Here is a 17,072-nt window from a genome sequence, read left to right on the forward strand (position 1 = left end):
ATTTATTTGTCAGTATTAATGATAGATTAACATAATTGCTGGAGTTTTTATATTTGTAAATTTTAACTAGCACAACGAGTTACATTATCATTTTAAAAAGTTAAATAATAAAATATAAAAATATGTTTGACAAATATAATAATCCATGTTAATATTAAGAAGGTTGTCTTTAGACGACTCATATGGCCCCATGGTCAAGCGGTTAAGACATCGCCCTTTCACGGCGGTAACCCGGGTTCGAATCCCGGTGGGGTCACCATTATGACCTAACACAGCGAACTAAGTTAAGTTGATGTAGGTCAAATGCAACGAGAACCAAATCTATACGGGTGTAACGAGTAAATAGATTTGAGTTTCGAGGCTGTAAAATATAATGGCCTGGTAGTTCAGTTGGTTAGAATGCCAGCCTGTCACGCTGGAGGTCGAGGGTTCGAGTCCCTTCCAGGTCGCCATTATGCTGGCGTAGCTCAATCGGCAGAGCAACTGACTTGTAATCAGTAGGTTGGGGGTTCAATTCCTCTCGCCAGCTCCAAACTTATCTTAAAGCCCTTGATAATCAAGGGCTTTAAGCGTTTTATCAAAATAAAATGACACCGTATTTGAAATAAATATTTCAAATACGGTGTCATTTTTGTGTTTTATATAAAAAATCATAAGGAACATTCCATGTATTGTTGTAATCACTTCAATTCTAGCAAATCCCACACTTTTTATATAATCACTAAGATAGTGTATTGAATAATCTATAACATAACATATCTTCTTAGGACTATAATTTTTTTGAATATACCTCTGCCCATACTGGAAAAAAGCCAGCATTTATTGCAACATTCTTAGAATTAATATTAGATACTGATGTCCCATAAAAAGGTATCTTTCCACGCTTTAAAAGCTCCTGCTTTAATAATGCAACCAAATTTGTACCAATACCTTTTCCTCTATATTCAGGTAGCACATCAATACCAATTTGATATAAAGTTTTACTGTCTTCACTAGATCCTGCCATCCCCATGATATTGTCACCATCGTAAGCAGCAACTCCAAGAACATCTGGATAATTCTCATCAAAAACAAAAGCTTGCTCAAACCTACTATCATCTTTAAATTGTAATATCTCTTCCTTTTCAAACCACTTTATTGTAGTCATAGGCTTTATCTCACAGGTAACAGGGTTTGGTAGATAAAAATGGGGCATCTCATCAATTTCATGGCCAAATTCTCTTAATTTATTATCTATCATCCTAAGATTACCGTAATCAAACAACCAAAGTGCATTTTTCTTTAATATTTTCTCTTCAATCCAAGGTCTTATTTTCTCATCAGCACAAATTATTGCCTTACCACCGATAGTAATTATCTTTAGGAAGCATCCATCACTTTCATTGATACGCCTTCCCTCTAGGAGCTTGTTTTCAGTAATTATATTTTCCTCTTTTTTAAAGTCTGAAATCTGACAATTATAATCAAGTGCCAGTTGTGTTTTTGCAATACTAAGTATTTCAGATTTTGTATACATACTCTTATATCCCCCTTATATTTACATGCCTACTTTAACTCTTCTCAAGAAATATCATAATAATGACATTTAAAAAGCAATCAATTCTTTATTGAGATCTATTTATTTTCCCTAAGCTCTCTAAAAAAGTCCGAGATTATGCTACTGCATTCATCCTCCAATACACCAAATTCTACTTCTAATCTATGATTGAATTTAGGGTGATTAGTTAAGTCTTCTACAGTTCCGCAGCAACCTCTCTTAGGATCTCTAGTTCCCATAACCAGTCTTCCTATTCTGGCATTAACTATTGCTCCTGCACACATTGCACAAGGTTCTAAAGTCACATACATAGTGCAATTAAGCAGCCTCCAAGCATCAAGATGCTTACTTGCCTCTTTGATTGCAAGGATTTCAGCATGGGCTGTCGGATCATTTAAAGTTTCCCTTTGATTATATCCCCTACCAATTATTTCTCCTTCGTAAACAACAACAGCACCTACAGGTACTTCATAGATGCTGTAAGCTTTTTCTGCTTCTTTCAAAGCTTCTCTCATATATAAAATATCCATCAATATCACCTTACATTGCTAAATTTAGATATGCTTTTCATTTACATATCAGCACATACTAATCTTTACCTTCTTGCCTATCTTTTCAAGATTTTCTCCTATATTCTGTACAAGTTTTAATTTTGACACCATATCAATTCCCGATTCTCCATCTTGATGGCTGTCATTTACAGCATTTCCTAAATATATATTTATATCCGTTGCATCCTCAATTAACATACGTGCCAACATAGCTACACCATCTTTTCTCTTTTCCAGTTCAAGTAAAATAATAGCATTTTCTTCATATTCACGTATAAGCTTAGGAATATTTCTCAAGGTAATGATACCCTCTGTTACTAAATCTACCCCTTCTATTTTTGACATGGCAGGTATACTTTCAGATGAGGTATTATCTATAGATATAATAGGCCTTTTTAAAAATTTAGCAACCATATTGGCTGTACTTCCTCCACATACAACATGTTTTCCTTTTTTTCCAAAGAACATATTCAATATCTTATGATCTTCAGCGGGATTTTCAGGAGGTCCAATTATAATATTTACAGCTTTTCGTTCTCGAAGCTGCAATGTCAAAATCGTAGTGTCATCCTTAGGTTTTCCATCATAAAGGCTCAAGCAGGCATTCATTAAACGTGCTCCTAGCAGTGCCGCCGAAACTCCTGATCTATACCATTGCTCCAAAAGTCTTACAACTTCATCATGTCCTAAACCTTCTCCAAACCCACTATCTAATCCTGCATTTGTAACTCCATCTGTCATTAGAAAAAGCATATCATCAAAATACAAAGGTATAGTACTTTCCCAAATCTCTTTCTCTTGAATGAAAAAACGTGTAGCTTCATGTTTCACATATTTTCCTCCTCGAAGAAGTATAGCAGGAGGGTTATCAAATTGTGTCAGGTATACCTTATATTTCTGTATTCTTGCAGCGACAAATGTAGCATATGCAAGCTTTCGTTCTCTGCAAATAGGTAATGTCTGCACTGTAGTAAAAATAGCATCCTCTAAAATCATACCTCCTGAAAGCAATGTACCTAATATTTGAGAAGTTAATGTTGCCAGTATATTTGCCTTTACTCCGCTTCCCAAACCATCAGAAAGAACTACAGTGGTTCCATCCTCTGTAGTTTCTTTATAATAAAAGTCTCCACAAATACTTTCTGTATATTTATTATAGCTTAGCTTTGCAAAATCTAGTACATAATCAAGCATATTAGCCACCTATCCTAAAAAATCTCGTCATCCATAAGTATTGTTTTTTTCAAGTCCATTATTGCCAACTTAGTTTTTGCAGCTGTTTCCCCTAAAAGAGATGCTATCTCATGTACTGTCCGTAACTGAGCCTCCACAATTTCATCAGCCATATTGGCTGAATTCATCTTTGCCTGACGAATCCTATTTTTCTCCATACGGAGCTGAGTAATATCCTTCATTACACAACTTATTATACTATTTGCCTTATCATATATAAGAGTCTGCTCCAGATATAGACCGTATTCAGCAACGTATATATTTCTGCTTATCCTCTCTTCTCCACTTGCAATCAAATCAACAAAATTATACTCATCCAATATACGTGAAACAGGAGAGCCGAGAATGTCCTTAGGTGAAGATAGATGAAAAGCTTTACAAGTAGCATTGTTAATCATTATAACACACATATCAATATCCACAGCCAGTATAAGATTAGGAGATGACTCTATAACCTTATCTGCAAAGGATTCTGTACGGGCTTTCATAAAGGGTAGGCACATATTGATATCCGCTTTGTTCTGATAAATAGCCATAGCCTTTTCTCGACAGCTTGAATAACCGCATGAACCACAATTTAGTTCATCTTCCATAGTATTCTTTCCCATCTTCTTTAATATTGCAGATAGTTGCCACTCTGTAGGAGGCATACAAATTACTTTTTTATCGAAAAATTTTCGTTTTAATGGAAAATCAGCTTTCACATCAAAATCAGTATTATCTCCACTTTCATCTACTGCTTGCTTCTTAACCAATGTTTTCGCCAAAATCTGCCTATGTTGACTTTTTTGAAAAGATGGCCCTCCTATACAGCTACCAGTACAAGCACTCATTTCTATAAAATATCCTTTCAGATTACCTGAAACCACTTCCTGCAACGCATTTATACAATTTTCAATCCCATCAACTGCCATATATTGAAATTCACTTTCCTTTACCATACTATCTGATATACCTCCACTATATGGAAAGGAACGAGATAGTTTTGGCATAGACACTAAATCATCTTCTTTAGGTTCTATACTAGAATTTCTAAACCATCCTTCAAGCTCATCAAAGGTGATTACATAATCTGCTCCATTTTCACCACATTCTGCTTTCTTAGAAATACATGGACCAATAAATACCACTATAGCATTAGGATATAGCTCTTTTAACTTATTAGCACTTACCTGCATAGGAGATATTATTGGAGCCAAGAAATCCAAAGCCTCAGGAAAATGATGTTCAATATATAGATTTATTGTAGTACAACAAGAGGATATGATCACGTCGTTCCATTTATCTTTGATTAATTTTTCATACTGACTTTTTACAACATATGCACCCTCTGCTGTTTCAGCAATATGTGAAAATCCAAGATTAATCAGTGCATCAGAAAAGCTTTTAAATGACGCCTTTGGATATGCAGTAATCCACGAAGGTGCTACTGTTGCCACAATCTCACGTCCTTCACTAAGCAATTCCAAAATTTTAGGAATATCATTACTGTCCTCCTTTGCATTTTGGGGACAAATAACAGTACATGTTCCGCATAAAATACATTCTGATTCAATGATTTGTGCTCGTCCATTTTTAACAGTTATAGATTTAACAGGACAATACCTGATACATTTATAACAATCCATACATTCAATTTCTTTAAAACTTAAAATTGCCATATAATTCGCCTACTTTGAGATAGTTTATTTAATTTAATTATGAAAACTTATTACTGAATAAAAGAAAAATCTTAATTTCATTCTTTATATTTCTATATTAAATCAACTGTTTGTTATAATAATAACAGTATATATCTATACTGTCAAGATAATGAAAATCCCTTCAAAGTACGCTTAAAATGTAAAAATAATGTTGTTCAATCCTTTTATTCTTTAACCATTATATAGAATTCATCTCCAGACTTAGAATGATTAATAGTCTTTAATATTATAAAACCAGCTTTTTCATATAAACTAACTGCTCGTTTATTGAAGGAAGCAACTGTTAGTCGGTATTTTTCAGCTTTGAATTGCTTTTTAGCAAAGTCCATCCCAGTATTTAAAAATGTATATCCTAATCCCCTTCCACATAAAATTGGCTTCATACCCAATCCAATATCCAATACTTCTTCAGAATATATATAGTCATTAGTTGGTATTTGTGCGGATTTACCAAAACAAAAGTACCCAAATAATTGATTTTCATCATCTATAAAAACATAATAATCCCCACCCATAAGCTCAAGAATGGTTTCTAGATTGTTTTCTAAACTATATATAGAATAGGGTTCTTCATAGATCCAATTTGAAATATTTTCAGCAAAATCTTTTGTCATTTCAGTAATTAAGCTCATATAATCTCTCCATCTCAATTTATTCTAAAAATTCATATTTCTTTACAATACTCCCTCTGCTTCCTGCCAATCAACTAAAAGATTATATCGATTGGTCTTAAAACGCAGAACACAATATTCTGGGTCATCAGAACCCTTAAAATGTTGTCCCATTCCTGGATACCACATTTCCTCCTTCACAGCTGAATCTGTTACAATCTCAATAGTTCCTACTAAGGTTATATTATATGCACCATCTCTATTAAAGCATAGGCTGGCACGATTACAGTGTTCTATACGCTTTGCCTTGTTGCTTTTAAGCCCAGTACAAAATGTGATCCAATTAATTCCATCAGACTTTGATGCCGTAATAGTTGAAGCAGTAGGATAACCATCCTTGTCAATAAGTGCAAGAACACAATAAGGCTCTGAGCCTTCCAATAAATTATGAGCTGTATTCTTATCAATAATTTCTCCTGCTTTTTCAATAATCTCTTTACTCATTTTGTCACCTCCGTAATAATTTTTTAGCCCTTAATAAATTTCAAAATCTTTTTTACCTCTCCATTAGGATTAAGCATAAAAACACGCTCTTTTATTTTTTCAATTGCCTCATCCTTCTCAATTTCTGCTGCTTTCTCAAATACATCTTCATCCCAAAAATTCTCAGTTGTACAAAATACAGTTGAAGACCATCCATATTCCATTCCTTTTTGAGATATCTTCTGCTGTCTTCCACACATGGTCAAATACATTTTCATTTGCAACTCTGTCAAAGCTCTATCAAATTGAGATTTCTCCTCTTTCCCAAAGCCTGCCAACTGCTTTATTCCATGTAAGGGCAAGGTTCCATTTTCAATAATAGCATCATAAATACGTTTTGCAGTGTTACTGATTGTACCTTCCGAGTATTCCTCATCAAAAGTCCTATTTTCTCTCCGAACAGCAAGAAAATAAGGAGCCCATTCCTTGGTAATATATCCACTTTTCTTGAAGAATAATTTTGAATAAGCAATATCCTTACGTTCATCTAACACCCGAATACGCCACTCCCAAGGGTCAGTTTCTGGATTTCCTGTATGCCAAGAAACTGGTGTCTCGTAAGGAGGTACCTCCTTCCAATTCCATGGAATTACTGAAAAAATACCTTCACTATTTCCACCGCCCATGGAAAAGCCTACATCCAATAATGTACTAACGAAATCTCCATAACCTTTTATTTCTCTGCTATTCAATCTCAATCCCTCCTTTTTAAAAAATTATATCATATTAAACAGGACAACATTATGTCTTGTTTATTTATATTGTTCCAAAATATTAACAGCAATTCTTTTTATATGTTCTGCCATATCAACAGGTTCAATTACCCTTACCTTATCTCCAAATCCTAGAATCCATGATATGGTGAAGTCCATATTTGTATAGCCAACTTCAAGACGAAGCAAACCTTCTTTAGTTTCTGTATAACAATGAAGTCCATATGTTTCAATAAGCTGATAGCGTACTGATGGATCAAATAGAGCTACTAGCTTTTTATCATCAGGTAGATGGTCATTGAAGTCTCTCTTTTCAGGTGGAATTTCACGAGGAATATAAGTTTCGTCACAAATATGTAAATCCCATAATCGCATCATCTTAAATAATCTCCAGTCCTTTCGCTCTTGGCAAAAGCCAAATATATACCATGCCGTCCACTGGAAAATTATAAAGTATGGTTCAATACAACGATGGGTAATACCCTTTTCATAATAATAGTCAAATTCAATTAGTCTATGGTCGTGAATAGCCTGTTTAATAAGTTCAATCTTTTCTGTTAGACTACCTTTGTAATGAGAAGCAAGGTCGATTACAATAGGTTCTCGTAGAGATAGGATCATATCTTTATTGGCAGATAATTTATTTAAGGTTTTTTCAATATAACACCTGTCTGATACACTTCCAAGACCTTTAAGTCCTGCAATAATTCCCAAAAGCTCATCAGCAGTCAGAATACTTTTATCAATCTTGAAGCCTTCTGCAATAGAAATACCACCACCACTACCTTGATATGTAATAATAGGTATCCCCGACTGACAAAGAGTATCAATATCTCTTCCAATGGTACGTCGAGTAACTTCAAATTTCTCAGCAAGATAGGGAGCTGTTACTCTATCATTCTGAAGTAAAATTGTCAGTATTCCAAGTAAACGATCAATCTTCATGGATTTCCACCTCCTATTACCATTATAACATATGAAATCTCAACTAAATTTCTTGACTAATATTAAATATATTAGTATATTAATATATACTGACAGGGGGTATATTAATGTAATAACAGCTGTTATACTTAATCTAGAAAGGAGAGTTTAAATATATGGAACATAAGTTGGAAAATCCTCAACGTATAAAAGAACTAAATCCATTAGAAACACTTAAAATCCTCAATCTTAAAGATGGAAATTCTTTTTGTGATATCGGTGCAGGAACAGGAATCTTTACATTTTCTGCATCTAAATTAACTACATCTAATATATATGCAGTGGATATATCTACTGCAATGCTTGAAATATTAAATATGAAAAAAGGAGAACAAAATGCAGATAATGTTATAATTAAAAACCATGTTCAGGATGTACCTTCATCCTCTTGTGATATAGCTTTAGTTTCTACTGTTTTTCACGAATTGAAGGACATGGATGGTATGGCAGATGAAATCAAGCGAATTCTGAATATAAATGGCATCTTAGGTATTATTGAATTTCATAAACGCCAGACTCCTATAGGTCCACCTGTCCAAAGTAGATTAAGCCCCGAACAAATTGACGACCTACTGCAAAAACATGACTTCAATAAAATCAACTATTTTGAACTGGGACAGAATTTTTATATATCAATTTTTACTTTAATCAAGTAAAGAGTGTGATTTTTGTTGCATTCAGATATTAACTCAATTGCCATACTACACCACCTGCACATTATATAAATTATCTGCATTATATCGTATAAAAAGAAAGAAGTCGAATATAAAATCATTCGACTTCTTTTGACGATATTTCTTATAGGGTACTGTGAAAAAGATGCTAGATGAATAATGTGCTTATTCGGTGCAACTAAACCTTTGGGAGAACTGGCATCCAAAACTGAACAATTCGATTTTTATTCGTAGAATCTTTGGGAACGTATATTTCATTTTTTGCGATAAAGATCACATCCAAATGAAAACCAACTTCATCGTTAAACGAATATCCCAGAGAGTCAATCCAAATATAAGGCTTTTCCGCACCATGACCATCATCCCAACTGTGAAGCAATTCATCTTGTTCCAATTCAAAACAAATCCATTCTGACTCAGCAGCTTTCATGGAAAACGTTTCATGTCCCTCAAAAACAGTTAAATCAACCAATTCAGTTTCTTCTATGCAAGCAGTATACCGAAATGTACCCTCTGGACATTCCTCGTCCCAAGAGCCACATCCAAATAAAACAGGAGGCAACATGGAAGCCGAACGGAGGCAATCAAGTCGTCCGTCGTCCGCTAATTCCTGCCAAAAAAACGGCACTTCTTTCTCATCTTTTACAAATTTTGAAAATCCCATCATGCTAAATGCCTTTTTTGAAAAATGATAAACATCAAATCCCAGGTTATGATTCTTTATCTTTTTCATCTCTCACACCGCCTAATATAAATACTATTAACAATCTCATTATAGCAAAACCTGCCGAAAAAGCAATCTACGCTTGCAAATCGTAGACTTTGACTTTCTTCGACAGGTTCATTTGGCGTTCCCGACACGAATCGAACGTGCGGCCTTTCGCTTAGGAGGCGAACGCTCTATCCTACTGAGCTACGGGAACATATTTACCTATATATTTTATAATATCTATGGATAGATGTCAAGGATGAACAAATCCAGAATATTTGGATTCAGAGAAGTCAAACATATGTGACACAGACCTCTGAAAAATTTTCTCTGAATAATGCTGTGGTTTTCTTAAATTGCTAGTAATTATTTTGTCAAGGAGGAAAGCGATAGCGATCCTTGATTAAATAATTATTAGTAATACCATCTTAAGCAGCATTTTTAGAGAAGTACTCCTCAACTATTTCATTTGGCGTCTTAAAGTTAAGAATTTTCCTTGCTATGTTATTGTATTTGTTACTATATCTTCTAAATGACTTCTCCATTTCTTTATAGCTACTAAACCGTCTTCTGCTGTAGAATAATTCATTATCTATCCTATGACTACGCTCTACTATACCATTTTGCCATGGTGAATATGGACGAATACGTTTGTGTTTTATATCTAGCTTTTCTAAATACTTTTCAAATCTAGTTTTCTTATTTGTAATATCTTGATCATTAACAAATTCGATTCCATTATCAGTTTGAACCAATTCAACTTTAAATCCTAATTTATCTTCTAATCGTGTTAAAAAGTTAGATGTACTATATGTGCTAAGTTCATTAACTAATTCTAAATATCTCTTTCTTGAATATTCATCAATAGCTGTTATTTGGTAGTATCTGCTATGATTACTTGCAAAGCCAATACATTCATTTGGAACATACTTTACATCTATTTGTACTCTTTCCCCTGGATAAGTAGCAAGGTTTTTATGATAGTTAGATTTAGGATAGCTCACTCTTTTCTTTGCTACATTTAATTTCATTTTTCTTATCTGTCTACACATAGAATCATAGGTTCTTTTATACCCTGCATCTCTTAACTTACGATATATCTGTGCATAACCTTCATGCTGATGGTATCGATGCTTATATCTTATTAAATCTAACTCTTCTTGAGTATGTTGATTAGGATGTGACTTTGGTCTTGTACTTCTATTGGCCAAGGATTTTACATCACCATCATATCTTTTTCTCCAGCGTTGAACTTGCTGACGGCTGGTATGGTATTTTCTAGCTGCCTTAGCATTATTATCATGTTTAATTGCATATTTAACTACCCTTTGACGAAATCTCATCTCTTCTGTTATAATTGTTTTCATAAGGAAAGATCCCTCCGATTTTTGTTTGTTATGGTAAACAACATTATATCAGAGGTCTTTCCTTTTTTCATATTTACTTGTCACAAATGTATTGTCTCATATCAGAACAAATCCAGAATATTTGGATTCCCTAAATAGCAGGAGTAGGATATTTCTTTAACTAAATTGCTATAAATTTTAGATATTTTATTTAGATTTATTATGATTTGTTTAGATAATATACTAAGTTTAAAATAAAGTAAATCCTTATAAACAATGTTTATAAGGATTTACTTTATTTCTTAACACAAATTTTCAAATTACACTATACCTTTTGCTTTGTTTTGGAAAAATATAGTCCCATTAATAAAAATACTATGGCAAATAGTAGCTGCATAAAGATTTCATATTTTACATCTAAGAATGAATTTATATTCATTTCATTTATCTTTACAAAGTAATATGTCGGGAAAAACTTGGCTATTGTCAATACCTTTTCTCCTAAAAATTGCTGAGGTACCATTACTCCTGATATAAATGAAGTTCCAAGAGACAGTACTGTACTTACACCAGATATAATATATTTATTATGTGTTATATTATTGATTAAAAATACAAGGCATAAAGCTGAAAATGAAAATACTATTGTATTGACTACATATTTTAGGAAATCTACTTCACCAATATATTTTCCCCTTAAAATCATACTTCCCATAATAAATATCATAGTTATAAGTGAAGCTATAGTCAATTGTCCTAGATATATTTCCTTATTGAACTTCAAAAACCTTATTGAAGATACCTTTCTTCTATTTTCAATTTCTTCATCTATAAACTCCGTCATAACATATCCTATTACAGCAATATATAAAGCCATTATTATATATGAGACAAAATTGAAGTAAAATTTAAACCACGTATTTACTTTTTGATTTACATTATCTTCAGATTCAATTAGATTTACATCTACGCTTTTATCTAAGGCTGAACCTACATTGAGTAAATCAAACTCTCCATTTTCATAAGTTGCATTGGCAAAGGAAATAAATTTATTGATTTGATTTTCAATTTGATAAGATGCTATATTCCTATCATCTCTAAATAATTCAATAGCATTTTTTTTATTCACTATCCTTTCATTAAAATCCTCTGGAATGATGATTACTGCATCTACTACTTGAAGAAACACCTGCTCCTTAATATAATCTTCATCTGCATCCATGAATGTTATTTTATTCTTCTTTCCTAGATAATCTGTTAAGTTCCTAGATATTTCACTATTGCTGTTATCAACTATTCCAATAATAAACTTTGTTTCTGTGAAGCTGATTTCCCTTTGAGCATTGCTACTACCATTTAATATTGATAGAATAAAGAATATTATAGTATATGAGAGAATAACACCCTTGTTTTTTAGTGCTATTTTAATGAAATACTTATATACTGTCATAGGTCTTCCTCCTTAAAAATACATAGGATATACTGATTAAAGCTACACAATAAATTGATAAGACAATGATGCCTTCACTTACACTTTTAGTGCTTCCTAACAGATTTATCCTATAAAGATTATTAGTTATTATGGCGATTGGATTTATCCTTCCTAATACTGGAATACTTTTATCAAGCTCAATCTTTATATTAGGTGACATCATTCCCGATAAAGCCGATAAAACTAAAGTAATCATAATCCCTATAATTGTTTTCGTATTTTCATTTTGTTTATTGGAAGCTCCAATAAACATTCCAAGGGCTACTCCAAATAAGTTTCCCATTATTATAAACACTGTACTGTACTTTATCTCCGTAAACAAATTAATTTTTAAGATATATTTTATAAAAATCAATAATAGACCGTTTGAAAGCAAATTTAAGATTAATGAGACTATAATACCTGCCAATAGAAATTCGTTCTTTCTGAGAGGTGTTATATTTATTCTCTTGCCTACATTAGTCAGATTTGCTTGAATCAAAATCACTGTTACAATTCCAGGAAAAATTCCATATGCAGAAACCATTGCAATTAGTGAATAGAATATTATAATTACAACATCTGCTTTTTGATTTGTTTTTGAAATATAGTTTACTGTAAAATCAAATTTTTCCATAGGCACATTTAAACTTCCCATCTGTTTAATCTGATCCAATATTTCTTTGATTATAGTCTGATTTACCCCTGATTTTTTCACTAATAGATTTAAATCATTGTCTACAAATCCTTGAATTTCTTCATTCTCTAATTTTTCATTTATTTCATCCTCTAAGATTTTATGAACCTTCACTATTTCAATTTCTTCCAATATAAATGCAATAGGATTTTCAGAACTTATTCCTATATCAATATTTTCTAATTGTATATTTATCATTCCATTAAAGGCTGTATAGAAAAATATTGCCATTATAATTGGATATATTAAAGTCCAGAAAAGAAAAGATTTGTCTCTATATAAGTTTTTTCCTTGATACATACAATTTCTAAATATACTTTTCATATCAATCCCTAAGCTCCTTCCCTGTTAACTCTAAAAATACATCATTTAGTGTTGGTAACTGGCTATATAATTTTGTATAGGTAAGGTTATTTTCTTTTATAAATTCCAATAGATTTGATAAATTATTTAGTCCATTTTCAAACTTTATTATATAATCATCTTCTCTTTTTTCTATATCTATTACATGAGGAATATTTTTGATCTTCTGAATCTCTTTATCTTCAATAGATGAGAAGCCAACTACTATTTTTTCAGTGGTTGTTATCATAGCCTTTAACTCCTCATTAGTTCCTGAAACCAAATTTTTGCCATTATCCATGATTATAATTCTCTTACAAAGCATTTCTGCTTCTTCTAAATAATGAGTAGTGTATATAATAGTACTTCCTTCTTGATTTAATTTCTTTATTCCATCTAATATAAAGTTTCTGCTTTGGGCATCTACTGCAACTGTAGGTTCATCTAAAAAAATTAATTTAGGCTTGTGAACTATTCCGCAAGCAATATTCAGTCTTCTTTTAAGTCCTCCACTTAATTTTTTAGGATAAAATTTAGTATATTCCTTTAATCCTACAAAGTCTATGGCTTCTTCTACATATTCTTTTCTAATAGCCTTATTGCCTACATAAAGTCCACAAAAATAATCTATATTTTCTCTTACTGTTAAATTTTCAAAAACTGAAACTTCTTGAGGAACTACTCCTATTTGCTTTTTAATATCATAGGAGTTTGGTGTCATCTTCTTTCCAAATATCTCTATTTCACCTTTATCAAAACTCAATAATGATAGAATACAGTTTATTGCTGTAGTCTTGCCACAGCCATTAGGACCTAAAAGTCCCAATATCTCCCCTTCTTCAACTTCCATATCAAAATGCTCAAGGGCAATTAATTCCTTATATCTCTTTACCAAACTCTTTACTTTTACTACCATATAAATCCCCCCATATTTCATCTTAATTTAATTATATGAATTTACAACTTTTCATTGTAGTGTCTAGAATCACAATATAGTATGACATTTGTCATATTATAAAAATTAAAACTTTCCTATTGGTTATAAATTGTATAATATAATGAATATTAGTATAATTGAAATATAGAGAGTATTAATTGTTTCAGAAACCTTAATAAAGAAGGGAATTTTTATGAGAAAATTTATAGAAAAATCATTTATAGTTCTTTTTTGTTTATATAATACATATAAAATAAATTCAACAAGAGATTTAGCATTATACTTCCTTATTTCCTTAATTGTTTCTTTAGTATTAGACTTGTGTAAGTCTAGAAAAATACGAAATATTCTTTATTTTAGCTTTCTAATACTTTATACTTATGACCATTTATTTATATACTATCTGCCTTTGATTCTGTATAATATGTATTTAGATTTTAATCTATATGTTTTTCTCATATTTCCTTTAATCTTACTAGACTTTTCATTCATGAATCTAGCAGTATCTTCCATATCAGTTTATCTTTCAACTATGACAAATAATTTCACTGCATTTTTAAATCAGAATAAAATAGTACGAGATGAACTAAAAGAGGACGCTATCTATTTAAAAAAATATAATGAACAATTAAAAATAGATAGAGAAAAGAATATACATATTGCCATACTTACAGAAAGAAATCGTATTGCAAGGGAACTTCATGATTCCATAGGTCATGCCATAAGCAGCAGTATTTTACAAGTTGAAGCCTTGAAAATAATCTCCAATGATGAAATGATGGGAAATTTAAATCTACTTCAAGATACTTTAAATAATGGAATGAATGATATTAGAAATAGTATTCATAATTTATATAATGAATCTCTTGATTTAGAAAATAAAATAGAAAACCTCTGTAAAGAGATACCTAATATAGAAGTTAAACTTATGTATAAACTTGAAAACGATCTAAGCTATGATTTAAAATTTGATATTTTGTCTATTGTAAGGGAAGCCATTACTAATTGTGTGAAACACTCTAATTCCACAGAACTTAGTATAAGTCTTTTGAGTCAGCCTAAGTTTTATTCTATTATAATAAAAGATAATGGCAACAGATTTGATCACAACGAGAACTTATATAATAAAGGAATTGGCTTACTTTCCATGAAAGAAATAACTAGTAAATATAAGGGATTTTTAAACTATGAATTTGACAATGGATTTAAAATACACCTAACTTTAATGAAAGGGTGATTAGATGAAAGTTATAATTATAGATGATGATTATTTAGTAGTGAATTCATTGAAAACCATCGTAAGTGCCAGTGGAATAGAGGTGCTAGCTGTGGGACATGATGGTATAGAGGCTGTAAAACTTTATGAAATACATAGACCAGACTTAATTCTTATGGATATACGAATGGAGAAAATGAATGGAATAGAAGCAACTGAAAAAATATTGAACCTAGATCCCAATGCTAAAATACTCTTAATCACTACGTTTCAAGATGATGAATATATATCATCTGCTATTTCTCTAGGTTGTAAGGGTTATATATTAAAACAAAATATTGGGGGGATTATCCCTGCCATAAATGCAGTTCACTCTGGTAATCATGTTTTCGATTCAAAGATAGTCCCTAATATACAAAAATATTCTAAAAAAAGTATAGATATAGATTTAACAGATAGGGAATTTGATATTTTACTTTTAGTTGCAGAGGGATTAAATAATAAGGAAATTGCTGAAAAGTTATTTTTAAGTGAAGGAACTGTACGAAATTATATATCCAATATGTTAGAAAAGCTATCCCTAAGGGATAGAACACAACTTGCCATTTATTATTATAAATTGTAAAGTAGATAATTATAATTAAACTCTATACTTTATAATCCATTAATATTTCACTAAAAGCTTATGTCGAAAAATAGGAGATAATATCGGAAAAAACACATTGATATATACTTGTACATATAATACAATGTACTTAAATTAGTTTGTTATGTCCCTGTCAATATTATGGTAATTAAGAAAATCATAATATCCTGTAAATCTAAAATTACTCTAATTATAAGTTTTATTCCATAACAAATTATACTAATTTAATGGATATTAATCGGAGGTGAATAGAGTGTGGATAGTCAATTATTTTTATCTTCAGTATTACTTCTGATGCAAGGTCACTTGATCCAGCATTTCAAAGAAATCCCTCAGTAAAATCCACGAATAATCTGTTTCAAAATCTAAAAGCAAGATTTTCTACGGGGATAATTTGTGAGCATTGTTATGATGATATTTATCAGGGTATAGAAACAATATATGGTCGAACTGATAAGTCTGGTGAAATGTGCTACCATTGTTATCTGTATTAGAGTCAGAAGAAGCTAATTTAGACATTTGACTTTGAGCATATTTTTCGACATCAAAGGTTGAATGAGAATTATTCTTAGCAAATAACTTGGTATATGTTCTAGCTTTTTTAGGCTAAGATTGATGCAACTTAGGATTATTCTCAGTAACATAAACTTCAATCCCAGTAATATCAGTAATTAAAATAGAGGCTGAAAATAGATTAATTTTTTTAGAAATTTCTTCAGTTACATTAACTAGATTGTTAAATAAATCGTTAAAATTATCAAAAGATTCAACTTGAATATAGAAAATTAAGATTTATCAGGTACCATCAATAATCCACAGGACTTACGCATTTCTGCCGATATATGTAGTAAAGAAATTAATAGGTCAATAAAAGGTATAGATAAAATATTCTTAAGAATAGAATCAGATAACATATGATAACATATATTCAAGAAATAAAAAGGAATAAATCACTGATATTAGTAAATTGGTTTAGCAAGTCAAGTAAGTTACTTTCATTTTAATTGTAAAACTTATCAAAACTAATATAAATATTACAAAGGTTTAATTATTTAGCTGAAACTGGGATAAGATTTTCCTTTCTTTTTTTCTTTGAGTTATATACATCTTGTCAATGAATATATACACAGAAATGTGGAAAATCCAGCCATTTCAATAT

General features: G+C 31.3%; 16 protein-coding genes and 4 tRNA genes. 6 read left to right on the forward strand and 14 right to left on the reverse strand.

What is annotated here, in order from left to right:
- Positions 1 to 184 precede the first annotated feature (184 nt).
- The 3 genes from KQI41_RS17895 to KQI41_RS17905 all read left to right on the forward strand — a co-directional run bounded on the left by KQI41_RS17895 (position 185) and on the right by KQI41_RS17905 (position 532).
- Positions 185 to 259 (forward strand) — tRNA-Glu (locus tag KQI41_RS17895).
- 116 nt (positions 260 to 375) lie between these two features.
- Positions 376 to 452: transfer RNA gene (locus tag KQI41_RS17900), tRNA-Asp, on the forward strand.
- 4 nt (positions 453 to 456) lie between these two features.
- Positions 457 to 532, forward strand: a tRNA-Thr gene (locus tag KQI41_RS17905).
- A gap of 237 nt (positions 533 to 769) precedes the next feature.
- Here the strand turns inward: KQI41_RS17905 and KQI41_RS17910 are convergent.
- The 8 genes from KQI41_RS17910 to KQI41_RS17945 form a co-directional block, all read right to left on the reverse strand.
- Positions 770 to 1,516, reverse strand: coding sequence for a GNAT family N-acetyltransferase (locus tag KQI41_RS17910; protein WP_154441286.1), 747 nt, complete (start codon positions 1,514 to 1,516; stop codon positions 770 to 772).
- A gap of 98 nt (positions 1,517 to 1,614) precedes the next feature.
- Complete coding sequence (gene tadA, locus KQI41_RS17915; RefSeq protein ID WP_154441288.1) at positions 1,615 to 2,067, reverse strand: tRNA adenosine(34) deaminase TadA; 453 nt, start codon at positions 2,065 to 2,067, stop codon at positions 1,615 to 1,617.
- Between the two features lie 48 nt (positions 2,068 to 2,115).
- Positions 2,116 to 3,282, reverse strand: coding sequence for a SpoIIE family protein phosphatase (locus tag KQI41_RS17920; protein ID WP_154441290.1), 1,167 nt, complete (start codon positions 3,280 to 3,282; stop codon positions 2,116 to 2,118).
- A gap of 14 nt (positions 3,283 to 3,296) precedes the next feature.
- Positions 3,297 to 4,982 carry a [Fe-Fe] hydrogenase large subunit C-terminal domain-containing protein gene (locus KQI41_RS17925; RefSeq protein WP_154441292.1) on the reverse strand — a complete coding sequence of 562 codons (1,686 nt, stop codon included), beginning with the start codon at positions 4,980 to 4,982 and terminating at the stop codon, positions 3,297 to 3,299.
- A gap of 206 nt (positions 4,983 to 5,188) precedes the next feature.
- Positions 5,189 to 5,656 (reverse strand): GNAT family N-acetyltransferase, encoded by a 468-nt coding sequence (locus KQI41_RS17930; protein ID WP_154441294.1) that lies wholly within the window; start codon positions 5,654 to 5,656, stop codon positions 5,189 to 5,191.
- A 42-nt stretch (positions 5,657 to 5,698) separates the two neighbouring features.
- Positions 5,699 to 6,139, reverse strand: coding sequence for a pyridoxamine 5'-phosphate oxidase family protein (locus KQI41_RS17935; protein WP_154441296.1), 441 nt, complete (start codon positions 6,137 to 6,139; stop codon positions 5,699 to 5,701).
- A 23-nt stretch (positions 6,140 to 6,162) separates the two neighbouring features.
- Positions 6,163 to 6,870 carry an AlkZ-related protein gene (locus tag KQI41_RS17940; protein ID WP_216585878.1) on the reverse strand — a complete coding sequence of 236 codons (708 nt, stop codon included), beginning with the start codon at positions 6,868 to 6,870 and terminating at the stop codon, positions 6,163 to 6,165.
- A 60-nt stretch (positions 6,871 to 6,930) separates the two neighbouring features.
- Positions 6,931 to 7,836 (reverse strand): helix-turn-helix transcriptional regulator, encoded by a 906-nt coding sequence (locus tag KQI41_RS17945; protein ID WP_154441298.1) that lies wholly within the window; start codon positions 7,834 to 7,836, stop codon positions 6,931 to 6,933.
- A gap of 155 nt (positions 7,837 to 7,991) precedes the next feature.
- Here KQI41_RS17945 and KQI41_RS17950 point away from each other — a divergent pair, with 155 nt between their 5' ends.
- Positions 7,992 to 8,531, forward strand: a complete 540-nt coding sequence (locus tag KQI41_RS17950) for a class I SAM-dependent methyltransferase (protein ID WP_154441300.1) — start codon at positions 7,992 to 7,994, stop codon at positions 8,529 to 8,531.
- A 196-nt stretch (positions 8,532 to 8,727) separates the two neighbouring features.
- Here KQI41_RS17950 and KQI41_RS17955 read toward each other — a convergent pair whose 3' ends face one another.
- From KQI41_RS17955 to KQI41_RS17980, 6 genes are all read right to left on the reverse strand, one after another.
- A complete protein-coding gene (locus tag KQI41_RS17955) occupies positions 8,728 to 9,282 on the reverse strand; it encodes a GyrI-like domain-containing protein (protein ID WP_154441302.1) in 555 nt (184 codons plus the stop codon).
- 113 nt (positions 9,283 to 9,395) lie between these two features.
- Positions 9,396 to 9,472 (reverse strand) — tRNA-Arg (locus KQI41_RS17960).
- A gap of 214 nt (positions 9,473 to 9,686) precedes the next feature.
- The gene (locus KQI41_RS17965) at positions 9,687 to 10,625 is read right to left on the reverse strand and encodes a DDE-type integrase/transposase/recombinase (RefSeq protein ID WP_216584566.1); all 939 of its coding nucleotides are present in this window, start codon (positions 10,623 to 10,625) and stop codon (positions 9,687 to 9,689) included.
- A 304-nt stretch (positions 10,626 to 10,929) separates the two neighbouring features.
- Positions 10,930 to 12,054, reverse strand: a complete 1,125-nt coding sequence (locus KQI41_RS17970; RefSeq protein WP_154443019.1) for an ABC transporter permease — start codon at positions 12,052 to 12,054, stop codon at positions 10,930 to 10,932.
- Positions 12,041 to 13,096: an ABC transporter permease gene (locus tag KQI41_RS17975; protein WP_154443018.1), complete on the reverse strand. Its 1,056-nt coding sequence runs from the start codon at positions 13,094 to 13,096 to the stop codon at positions 12,041 to 12,043. Before KQI41_RS17975 ends, KQI41_RS17970 begins: the two co-directional genes overlap by 14 nt.
- 1 nt (position 13,097) lies before the next feature.
- Positions 13,098 to 14,030, reverse strand: a complete 933-nt coding sequence (locus KQI41_RS17980) for an ABC transporter ATP-binding protein (protein ID WP_154443017.1) — start codon at positions 14,028 to 14,030, stop codon at positions 13,098 to 13,100.
- 214 nt (positions 14,031 to 14,244) lie between these two features.
- On the opposite strand from KQI41_RS17980, the gene KQI41_RS17985 reads away from it, so the two are divergent.
- Entirely contained in the window at positions 14,245 to 15,288 is a 1,044-nt protein-coding gene (locus tag KQI41_RS17985; RefSeq protein ID WP_154443016.1) for a sensor histidine kinase, read from the forward strand.
- Positions 15,289 to 15,292: 4 nt separating this feature from the next.
- Positions 15,293 to 15,892, forward strand: a complete 600-nt coding sequence (locus KQI41_RS17990) for a response regulator transcription factor (RefSeq protein WP_154443015.1) — start codon at positions 15,293 to 15,295, stop codon at positions 15,890 to 15,892.
- Positions 15,893 to 17,072 lie beyond the last annotated feature (1,180 nt).

The organism is Tissierella pigra (assembly GCF_018917845.1).
GTDB lineage: Bacteria > Bacillota > Clostridia > Tissierellales > Tissierellaceae > Tissierella > Tissierella pigra.

Coding starts and splice junctions, on each gene's coding strand:
- tadA (WP_154441288.1), bottom strand. CDS start 2,067: ATGGATATTTTATATATGAGAGAAGCTTTGAAAGAAGCAGAAAAAGCT.
- KQI41_RS17965 (WP_216584566.1), bottom strand. CDS start 10,625: ATGAAAACAATTATAACAGAAGAGATGAGATTTCGTCAAAGGGTAGTT.
- KQI41_RS17930 (WP_154441294.1), bottom strand. CDS start 5,656: ATGAGCTTAATTACTGAAATGACAAAAGATTTTGCTGAAAATATTTCA.
- KQI41_RS17985 (WP_154443016.1), top strand. CDS start 14,245: ATGAGAAAATTTATAGAAAAATCATTTATAGTTCTTTTTTGTTTATAT.
- KQI41_RS17955 (WP_154441302.1), bottom strand. CDS start 9,282: ATGAAAAAGATAAAGAATCATAACCTGGGATTTGATGTTTATCATTTT.
- KQI41_RS17920 (WP_154441290.1), bottom strand. CDS start 3,282: ATGCTTGATTATGTACTAGATTTTGCAAAGCTAAGCTATAATAAATAT.
- KQI41_RS17945 (WP_154441298.1), bottom strand. CDS start 7,836: ATGAAGATTGATCGTTTACTTGGAATACTGACAATTTTACTTCAGAAT.
- KQI41_RS17950 (WP_154441300.1), top strand. CDS start 7,992: ATGGAACATAAGTTGGAAAATCCTCAACGTATAAAAGAACTAAATCCA.
- KQI41_RS17980 (WP_154443017.1), bottom strand. CDS start 14,030: ATGGTAGTAAAAGTAAAGAGTTTGGTAAAGAGATATAAGGAATTAATT.
- KQI41_RS17990 (WP_154443015.1), top strand. CDS start 15,293: ATGAAAGTTATAATTATAGATGATGATTATTTAGTAGTGAATTCATTG.
- KQI41_RS17975 (WP_154443018.1), bottom strand. CDS start 13,096: ATGAAAAGTATATTTAGAAATTGTATGTATCAAGGAAAAAACTTATAT.
- KQI41_RS17910 (WP_154441286.1), bottom strand. CDS start 1,516: ATGTATACAAAATCTGAAATACTTAGTATTGCAAAAACACAACTGGCA.
- KQI41_RS17970 (WP_154443019.1), bottom strand. CDS start 12,054: ATGACAGTATATAAGTATTTCATTAAAATAGCACTAAAAAACAAGGGT.
- KQI41_RS17925 (WP_154441292.1), bottom strand. CDS start 4,982: ATGGCAATTTTAAGTTTTAAAGAAATTGAATGTATGGATTGTTATAAA.
- KQI41_RS17935 (WP_154441296.1), bottom strand. CDS start 6,139: ATGAGTAAAGAGATTATTGAAAAAGCAGGAGAAATTATTGATAAGAAT.